This is a genomic window from Kitasatospora sp. NPDC057595, assembly GCF_042800875.1.
In the GTDB taxonomy this organism is placed as follows: domain Bacteria; phylum Actinomycetota; class Actinomycetes; order Streptomycetales; family Streptomycetaceae; genus Kitasatospora.
In genome coordinates this window covers 95,823-104,617 of sequence record NZ_JBHVGL010000015.1, presented here as the reverse complement: position 1 = coordinate 104,617, position 8,795 = coordinate 95,823, and the positions used below count along the sequence as shown (strand labels likewise).

Annotated in this window: 8 protein-coding genes; 4 read left to right on the top strand and 4 right to left on the bottom strand. The window is 73.0% G+C overall.

Annotated features, from left to right (window positions below; all coding sequences use genetic code 11):
- The first annotated feature begins 103 nt into the window (after positions 1-103).
- Entirely contained in the window at positions 104-574 is a 471-nt protein-coding gene (locus tag ACFU9E_RS22775; protein WP_380685067.1) for a pyridoxamine 5'-phosphate oxidase family protein, read from the top strand.
- A 61-nt stretch (positions 575-635) separates the two neighbouring features.
- On the opposite strand, the gene ACFU9E_RS22770 is transcribed toward ACFU9E_RS22775, so the two are convergent.
- Positions 636-992: an arsenate reductase family protein gene (locus ACFU9E_RS22770; RefSeq protein WP_355361899.1), complete on the bottom strand. Its 357-nt coding sequence runs from the start codon at positions 990-992 to the stop codon at positions 636-638.
- Between the two features lie 151 nt (positions 993-1,143).
- Here ACFU9E_RS22770 and ACFU9E_RS22765 point away from each other — a divergent pair, with 151 nt between their 5' ends.
- Positions 1,144-2,361 carry a cytochrome P450 gene (locus ACFU9E_RS22765; RefSeq protein WP_380685066.1) on the top strand — a complete coding sequence of 406 codons (1,218 nt, stop codon included), beginning with the start codon at positions 1,144-1,146 and terminating at the stop codon, positions 2,359-2,361.
- Here ACFU9E_RS22765 and ACFU9E_RS22760 read toward each other — a convergent pair.
- The 3 genes from ACFU9E_RS22760 to ACFU9E_RS22750 form a co-directional block, all read right to left on the bottom strand.
- Positions 2,348-3,001 (bottom strand): exonuclease, encoded by a 654-nt coding sequence (locus ACFU9E_RS22760; protein ID WP_380685065.1) that lies wholly within the window; start codon positions 2,999-3,001, stop codon positions 2,348-2,350. The two genes, ACFU9E_RS22765 and ACFU9E_RS22760, sit on opposite strands and share 14 nt — an antisense overlap.
- 160 nt (positions 3,002-3,161) lie before the next feature.
- Positions 3,162-3,830 carry a response regulator gene (locus ACFU9E_RS22755; protein ID WP_380685064.1) on the bottom strand — a complete coding sequence of 223 codons (669 nt, stop codon included), beginning with the start codon at positions 3,828-3,830 and terminating at the stop codon, positions 3,162-3,164.
- Entirely contained in the window at positions 3,827-5,059 is a 1,233-nt protein-coding gene (locus ACFU9E_RS22750) for a sensor histidine kinase (RefSeq protein ID WP_380685063.1), read from the bottom strand. The genes ACFU9E_RS22755 and ACFU9E_RS22750 overlap by 4 nt, the downstream gene beginning before the upstream one ends.
- A 209-nt stretch (positions 5,060-5,268) precedes the next feature.
- Between ACFU9E_RS22750 and ACFU9E_RS22745 the strand changes: the two genes are divergently transcribed.
- Both ACFU9E_RS22745 and ACFU9E_RS22740 read left to right on the top strand, forming a co-directional pair.
- Positions 5,269-6,066, top strand: a complete 798-nt coding sequence (locus ACFU9E_RS22745) for an ABC transporter ATP-binding protein (RefSeq protein WP_380685062.1) — start codon at positions 5,269-5,271, stop codon at positions 6,064-6,066.
- Positions 6,066-8,666 carry an ABC transporter permease gene (locus tag ACFU9E_RS22740; RefSeq protein ID WP_380685061.1) on the top strand — a complete coding sequence of 867 codons (2,601 nt, stop codon included), beginning with the start codon at positions 6,066-6,068 and terminating at the stop codon, positions 8,664-8,666. Before ACFU9E_RS22745 ends, ACFU9E_RS22740 begins: the two co-directional genes overlap by 1 nt.
- The last annotated feature ends 129 nt before the right edge of the window (positions 8,667-8,795 follow it).

Genomic DNA, 8,795 nt, shown 5'->3' with positions numbered 1-8,795 from the left:
CCCCGGTTGGGTTTTTCGGTGGTGGTTGGGGTCACCGGGCGTGTGTGTCACGGGCACCCCCCCCCGGCGGGGGGTTGTGGGGCCCCGGTGCCACACTGGCGCCATGGCTACCTGGCAGGATTTCGAGCACGAGGCACCGGACCTGGCCCCCGTCGTACGGGCCCGCTTCGAGGCCAACAAGCACCACGTCCTGGCGACGCTCCGTGAGGACGGCTCGCCCCGGGTGAGCGGCACCGAGGTGGACTTCATCGGGGCCGACGTCATGCTCGGGTCGATGCACGGCGCGGTCAAGGCGCTGGACCTGCGCCGCGACGCCCGCTTCGCGCTGCACAGCAACCCGAGCGACCCGACGCTGGCCGAGGGCGATTCCAAGCTGTCCGGCCGGGCCGTCGAACTCACCGACGCGACGGACATCGCCGCCTACGAGGCCGAGCTGCCCGAGCCGCCGCCCGGCCCGTACCACGCCTTCCGGCTGGAGCTGGAGCAGGTCGTGCACACCACCGTCGAGGGTGATGCGGTGCGGATCAGCTCCTGGCGCCCGGGCGAGCCGGTGCGGCGGTTCGAACGCCGCTGACGGCCGTCCCGCCGCCCGGCCGCGCTCTCCGGCCGCCCCGCCCGGTCGCCCGTTCCACGCCTCAGGGCATGACGGACTTGAGGGCCTCGGGGGTGCGGGCGACCACGGCGTGCCCGTCGTCGGCGGTGATGATCGGGCGCTGGATCAGGATCGGGTGCTCGGCCATCGCCGCGAGCCAGCGCGCCCGGTCACCGGCCTCCCGGCCCCACTGCTTCATGCCGAGGTCCTTGGCCACCTGCTCGTCGGCCCGGGTGATGTCCCACGGCTCCAGGCCCAGCCGCTCCAGCACCTGCTCCAGTTCGGCGACGCTCGGCGGGTCCTCCAGGTAGCGCCGCACGGTGAACGTGACGCCGGCGCCGTTCAGCTCGTTCAGCGCGGTGCGGCACTTCCCGCAGCGGGGGTTGATCCAGATCTCCATCCCGCCAGCCTACCGACCGTCCCCGTCCCGAGGCCCCTCCCGCGTCGCAGGCCCGGCCCTGCCCGGGACCGCCTTCGGACCCCCCGGGAACTCCCCTCCGCCCACCAACAGTTGTCCGTCCGGGAGTTGGATCCACGGAGGGGAAGACCGGATGGACGGCGCGTCGATCATCGAGCAGCTCATGACCACCGAGGGGCGCCTCGACCCCTACCCGCTCTACGCGCGGGCGCACGAACTCGGCGCGGCCGCCCCGGCCGGCCCCGGGGCGGTGCTGGTGGTCGGGCACACCGCCGCCAACCAGGTGCTGCGCAACCCCGCCTTCGCCCGGGAGGAGACCGGCACCCCCTCCGACGACCGCGCGGACCTGTTCGCCCATCCCTCCGTCGCGCTCTTCGGCCGCTCGATCCTCGAACGCGACGCCCCCGACCACGGCCGGGTCCGCTCGCTCATCGCCTCGGCCTTCAACGCCCGCCGGGTGGCCGCGCTGCGGCCGGCGATCGAGGCCACCGTGGAGCGGCTGCTCGACGAACTGGCCGACCGGGGCGCCGACGGCTCGCCCGTCGACTTCATGGACGCCTTCGCCTTCCGGCTCCCGGTCGAGGTGATCTGCGAACTGCTCGGCATCCCCGCCGCCGACCGCCACCGCTTCCGCGGCCTCGCCTCGGACCTCACCATCGCCCTGGAACTCATCCAGGACCTCGGCGAACTGGCCGCCGCCGATGTCGCGGCCGTTGAACTGTCGGCCTACTTCGAGGAGTTGACCGCCGAGCGGCTGGCCCGCCCGACCGGCGACCTGGTCAGCGACCTGGCCCGGATCGCCGCCGACTCCCCGGACCGGATCTCCGGCGAGGAACTGCTGAGCAACCTCGCCCTCCTCCTGGTGGCGGGCTTCGAGACCACCACCAACCTCCTCGGCAACGGCCTCGCCCTGCTCTTCCGCCACCCGGCGGCCGCCGAGGGCCTGCGCACCGGCGCGTTCGACCCCCAGCTCTTCATCGACGAGGTGCTGCGCTACGACTCCCCGGTCCAGCTGACCTCCCGGATCTCCACCGGGCCCGATCTCACGGTGGCCGGCGTGCCCGCCCCGACCGGCACCGTGGTCATCACCCTGCTGGGCGCCGCCAACCACGACCCGGCCCGCTACCCCCACCCGGACCGCTTCGACCCCACCCGCACCGACAGCCAGCCGCTCAGCTTCGGCGGCGGCCCGCACTTCTGCCTCGGCAGCCAACTCGCCCGCCTGGAGGGCGAGATCGCGGTACCCGCCCTGCTCGACCGCTTTCCCCGCCTCGCCCCCGCCGGCGTCCCCACCCGCCGCGACCGCCTCGTCCTGCGCGGCTACGAGACCCTCCCGATCACGGTCCGCTGACCCGCTGCCGGGGCGGCCCGTCCGGCCCGTCCCACTCCATCAGGTTGGCGAACAGCGCGGCCTGCTCCCGGGCGTCGTCCAGGGCGTTGTGGGTGTGCGGCAGGTCGGGCAGCAGTTCCTCGGGCATCGAGCGCTTGCCGATCCCGGCGAACGGCACGCCCGCCCGCGCCGCGTACAGCGTCTTGACGTCCAGGCAGCCCGAGTGGCCGAACGGGCTGGAACCCGTGAACCGCACCAGGTACCAGTAGAGGAACTGCCAGTCGTAGACGGCGGGATAGCCCACCATCACCGGCCGGTACCGCCGCCCGTCCGGACCGGTGCGCAGCCGCTCCAGCCAGCGGGTGAACTCGCGCATGCCGACGCCCGGATCGGTGCCGCCCGCGATCAGCGCCGCCCGGTCCAGCCCGGAGACGGCCAGCGCCTCGGGCACCCACTCGTCGGAGACCGGCCGCAGTTCCCGGTAGAACGCCGCCGCCGCACCCGGAGCCCGCCGGAAGCCCTCCCCGTCGTGCCAACCGGCCACCACCGCACCGAAGCTGACCATCGAGTACGGTCCGGGAATCGGCCCGTCCGCCTCGACGTCCACCGACACGTACACCGTCGGCGTGACCTTGCCCGCCGACCCACCCCTCGTTCCCATGTCCCAAGTCTCCCGCCCATCCCTACCCACGGCCACCGAGATCCACCAGCCTCCGACCCACCGCCACCCGGCCCCGGAACGCGAGTGCGGGATCGGCTGGGAAGTACGCCCCACCGGGTGGCGAGTCCCGAGGGACCACGGCGGAAGCACGAGGGCCGATTCACCGGTGGTTCATGAGGCCGCTCTCGTAGGCGGCGATGACGAGCTGGGCCCGGTCCCGGGCACCGAGCTTGGCGAGGAGTCTGCTGACGTGGAACTTGACCGTGGAGTGCGACAGGTGCAGTTCGTCGGCGATCTCCGTGTTGGACATGCCATTCGCGATCAGGACGAGAACCTCGCGCTCCCGGTCGGTGATCTCGTCGAGGCGGCGGTTCGCTCCGACCGCCACCTGGGGGCGCCTGGTGAACTCGGCCACCAGTTTCCGGGTCACGCGGGGGGAGAGCAGAGCCTCGCCGTCCGCGATGACGCCGATGGCCGCGAGGAGGTCTTCCGGTGGGGTGTCCTTCAGCAGGAAGCCGCTGGCGCCCGCGTGGAGCGCGGTGAACACATAACGGTCGAGGTCGAAGGTGGTGAGGATCAGTATCCGCACCGGTGGTGGGTCTTCGCCGCCGAGCAGTCGCCGGGTGGCCTCGATCCCGTCCATCCCGGGCATCTGGATGTCCATCAGGGCGACGTCCGGCCGTTCCCGTCGGATGACCTCGACCGCCTCGGCTCCGTCGCCGGCCTCGCCGACCACCGTGAGGCCCGGCGTGGTGTCGACGAGCACGCGGAAGCCGGCGCGGACGAGGGCCTGGTCGTCGCAGATCACCACCCGCACGTCCCCGCTCACGCCGGTTCCCCGGTGGGGAACCGGGCCCAGACGCGGAAGCCGCCGAGCGGGAGGTGGCCGGCGGCGAAGTCGCCGCCGGAGAGCGCGACCCGTTCTCGCATGCCGATCAGGCCGTGACCGACGTGGCCGCCAGGGCTGTCGGGCGCGACGGCGGGCCCGGGGCGGCCGGGCAGACCGGCGCAGTCGCGGCCCTCGTCGGTCACCTCGATCTCGATGCCGTCCGGGTGGTAGCTGACCTGGGCCCGGGCGCGGGCGGTCGCTGAGTGCTTGACGGAGTTGGTCAGCGCCTCCTGGACTATCCGGTAGCCGGCCAGGTCGATCGACGGCGGGAGCTGCCGGGCGGCGCCTCTGATCCGCAGCTCGACCTGGAGCCCGGTGCGGCCGGTCTGCTCGATCAGGGAGGGGAGGTCGCTCAGGCCGGGTCTCGCCAGGTCCGAGGCGGCCGCCGCGTCGGCGGCGGGTGGCTCCTCCCGCAGCACGTCGAGCAGGGCCCGCATCTCGCGGAGAGCCGTGCGGCTGACCGTCTCGATCGCGGTCAGCGCCTTGGCGGCCTCGTCGGGGTGTCCGGTGATGACGTGGCGGCCGACGCCGGCCTGCACGGCTATCACGCTCATGCTGTGGGCCATCACGTCGTGCAACTCGCGGGCGATGCGCAGACGTTCCTCGATGACCGTCCGCTGCGCCTCCTCGATGCGGGCCTGCGCCTGGCGTTCCGCCTGGGCCCGCAGTCCGGCGTCGTGGGCGCGCTGTGACCTGATCATCATGCCGGCCGCCCAGAAGGCCACGATCGGCGCGCTCTGTCCCAACCACATCGCGGCCCACACGTTGTCGAAGAGCATCGAGCTGCTGCCCATCGCCATGCCGACGCCGACGACGGCCTCGGCGAGCACCAGGCCGACCAAGGCCCGGCACCGTGGCTGCGAGAGCGCGAACTGGTAGAGGCAGAACGCGACCGCCAGCGACGGGAACTTGACGAACCCGTAGGCCGCCATCGTGGCGTACGTCGCCAGCGACACCCCGAGGGCCGGCCGGGGCCACAGCCGTTTGGCCGCCACCGCGCAGGCCAGCAAGGTCAACAGCGCGTACCAGCCCCGGAGCGAGAGTCCGGCGGTGGCGAGCTGGGCGTCGGTGGGACGCCCCCACAGCAGGAGCGCGATGCCGACCGCGACGTCCAGCCCGACGAGTTGGACGCGGGTCAGCCGTTTGGTGAGCGGGGGCCGAAGGTGCACGCCCTGACACTATTCGCGGTCGCGTGGGCGGGTCATCCGTCCGCGGTCGCATCTTCGGACCTGTACCTCAGGCCAGGGGCGCACACGGTGTCCGGGCCCCGGGCCCGGACACCGACTCCGTGCCGCGGCCTGATCCGGCGGACCGGCCGCGACCGCCATCGTGGAAAGCCATCCGGTACCTGACGATCTTCGAAGGATGGAGCATCCGCATGACTCTCGACCGAGCACCCGCTCCGGATCAAGCACCGGGTTCCGGCCGGACACCGGCTCCCGTGTCCGAGCCCGCCGCCCGCGGCGAGAAGATCACCAAGATCCACGGCACGGGCGACGCGAAGGTCACAGCGCTGGATGCCGTCGACGTCGAGATCGAGGGCGGCGCCTTCACCGCGATCATGGGTCCGTCCGGCTCGGGCAAGTCGACCCTGATGCACTGTCTGGCGGGCCTGGACTCAGTGGACGGCGGCCGGATCTGGATCGACGACATCGAGCTCACCGCGCTGCGCGAGCGCGAGCTCACCGAGCTGCGCCGCGACCGGATCGGCTTCATCTTCCAGTCGTTCAACCTCATCCCGGCCCTGTCCGCCCTGGAGAACATCACCCTGCCCATGGCGATCGCGGGCCGCACGCCCGACCGGGCCTGGCTCAACGAGATCGTGGTGACCTTCGGCCTGACGGACCGGCTGCGCCACCGGCCCTCGGAACTGTCCGGCGGGCAGCAGCAGCGGGTCGCCTGTGCTCGCGCCCTCGCGGGCCGGCCGGAGATCGTGTTCGCCGACGAGCCCACGGGGAACCTGGACTCCCAGGCCGGGACCGAGGTGCTGCGGCTGCTGCGCCGGAGCGTGGACGAGCTCGAACAGACCGTCGTCATGGTGACCCACGACCCGACCGCCGCGTCCTTCGCCGACCGCGTGGTCTTCCTCGCCGACGGCCGGGTGGCCGGCGAGCTGCGGTCCCCGACCGCTGAGGCCGTCCTGCAGCGGATGCGCGAAGGCGGGGGGCACCGCTGATGCTGAAGGTGGCGCTGCGCGGCATCTTCGCGCACAAGGGACGACTCGCGATGTCCTGCCTTGCCGTGGTGCTCTCGGTGGCCTTCGTCACCGGCACGATGATCTTCACCGGCACGATCAACCGGGCCCTGGACGACGCCGCGGCGGCGAGCGCCCCGGACGTCACCGTCACCGCCCCGCTGCCGGCGGGCACGGGGTCGGCCGAGGTCGGCGACGCGGTGCGGCGGGCCGTGGTCGGCGAGGGCGGCACGCTGTCGGACGCCGACACCCTGGTCGGGAAGGTGCGCGCCGTTCCGGGCGTGGCGGCGGCGTACCTCGACGTCACGGTCGACACCGCGACGCTGACCGACTCGCGGGGCAAGGCGATCGACGCGGCCGGCGGGATGTCCGGCTTCGGCGCCAAGAGCAGCATCCCCGTACTGGCGGGCAACTGGTTCGACTCCGACCGGTCGCCGGTGCGGCTCGCCGGCGGCCGTGCCCCGCAGGGCCCTGACGAGGCCATGCTCGACCGCATCTCGGCCGACCGCGCCCACGTGCGGATCGGGGACACGATCCGGGTGGTCGCCGTCCCCGGCACGTTCGAGGCCAGGGTCACCGGCATCGCCGACTTCAAGGCCGCCAGCCAGGGCAACACCCGCGTCTACGTCGACACCGCCACTGCCCAGCGGCGGCTGCTCGGCAGGCCCGGCGCGGCCACCTCGATCGGGGTGGACGCCGCCGCCGGTGTGACGCCCGCCGATCTCCGTCGCAGCCTGGCTGCCGCCCTGGGTGACGCGGTCCAGGTCCAGGCCAAGGATCCGACCGCCGTGAGCCCGGACAACGGGGCAGGTCAGACCACTGACTTCCTCGGCATGGTGATGACGGGCTTCGCGGGGGTGGCCGTCCTGGTCGGCGTGCTCCTCATCTTCAACACGTTTTCGATGCTGGTCGGGGCCCGGACCCGCGAGCTCGGCCTGCTGCGCGCGATCGGCGCGAGCCGCCGGCAGGTGAACCGGTCCGTCCTGCTCGAAGCCCTGGTCCTCGGCCTCTTGGGCTCCACCCTCGGCATCGGCGCCGGGATCGGGCTGGCCGTCGGGCTGCACGCGGCGATGGCCTCCTTCGGCCTCGACCTGGGCTCGACCCCGCTGGTCGTCGGGCCCGCCGCCGTGCTCGTCGGCTACGCCGTCGGCACCGTGGCCACGCTGGCCGCCGGGGTGATCCCGGCGCGGCGTGCGGGACGCATCCCGGCGATGGCCGCTCTTCGCGAGGCGGCCGCGCCGAGCACCCGGCCCGGCCGGGGCCGAACGCTGACCGGCGCGGTGCTGCTGCTGGCCGGGGCCGGTCTGCTGATCGCGGGCCATGCCGCGGCGGCGCCGGGCATGGTCCTGACCCTGATCGCCTTCTTCCCGCTCGGGCCCGCTCTCGTCCGCGGCGTCGTCCCGGTCCTGACGGCCGCCTTCCCGCGGCTCTTCGGGCCGATGGGCGCGATCGCCGTCGGGAACACGCTGCGCAATCCGCGCCGCACCGCGGCCACCTCTGCCGCGCTGATGATCGGTATCTGCGTGGCGACGGCGATGGCCGTCTCGGCGGCCTCCGCCTCGGACTCCATGGCGGCTCGCACCGACCGGATGCTCGGCGCGGACTTCATCATCAGCGGACAGCACGCGCAGGCGCAGTTCGGACCCGAGGCCGCCGGGACGGCGCGGCGCGTACCGGGAATCGCCGAGGTCGTCAGGGAACGGATCACCAGGGCCACGCTCACCGCGGGAGCGACCACGCTGTCCACCACCGTCTACGGCGACGAGCCCGGTTTCCCCACCGCGATGCACGAGACTTACACAGCGGGCGATCCGCGGGCCGCGCTCGCCCACGGCCAGATCGTCCTCGTGGACGCCATGGCCGAGCGGCTCGGCGTCGGCATCGGCGACCAGGTCACCCTCGCCGGACCGGGCGGCCCCCCGGTGACCCTGACGATCGGCGCCGTTCAACGCCAAGAACCGCCCGGCATGTCGATGGGCCGGGTACGACTCGCGCCCAGCGTCGGATTCGACGTCCTGTCCGCCCTGGCTCCCACCGCCTCCGACACCACCCTGTTCGCCTTCGCGGCCCGCGGCGCGGACCCGACAGCGGTCGGGAAGGCGCTCACCACGGCGCTGGCCGGGTATCCGCAGCTGGCCGTGCAGGACCGGGCGGCCTACAAGGCATCCGTCCGAAGCAGCGCCGACCAGATGCTCTCGATGGCGTACGGGCTCCTGGCCCTCGCGGTCGTCATCGCGGTGCTGGGCGTGGCCAACACGATGGCCATGTCGGTCGGGGAACGGACGCGCGAGATCGGCATGCTGCGCGCGGTCGGCGCCTCACGCCGCGAAGTCCGCCGTATGGTCCGCTTGGAGTCGGTCGTGATCACTGCTCTGGGGGCTGTGTCAGGGGTGTCGCTCGGCGTCGCCTGGGGGATCGCCCTCCATCGCATGGCGGGTGAGGGTCAAACCGTCCTGTCAGTGCCCTGGATCACCCTCGCGGAACTGGTGGCGGCTGCCGTGATCGCCGGCGTCCTCGCGGCGCTGACCCCGGCTGCGCGGGCGGTTCGCCTCGACATCCTGTCCGCGCTGGCCGCGGACTAGGAACGCGCCGCGTTCCTGCTCGGCGAAGACCGGGCGGAACGGCTCGAAGGAGCACTCGGCGTGAGTCGGCAGGCCAGCGTTTCCGCAGGTCAGCGAGGTGCTGACCTGCGGAAACGATGAGCGGTCGAA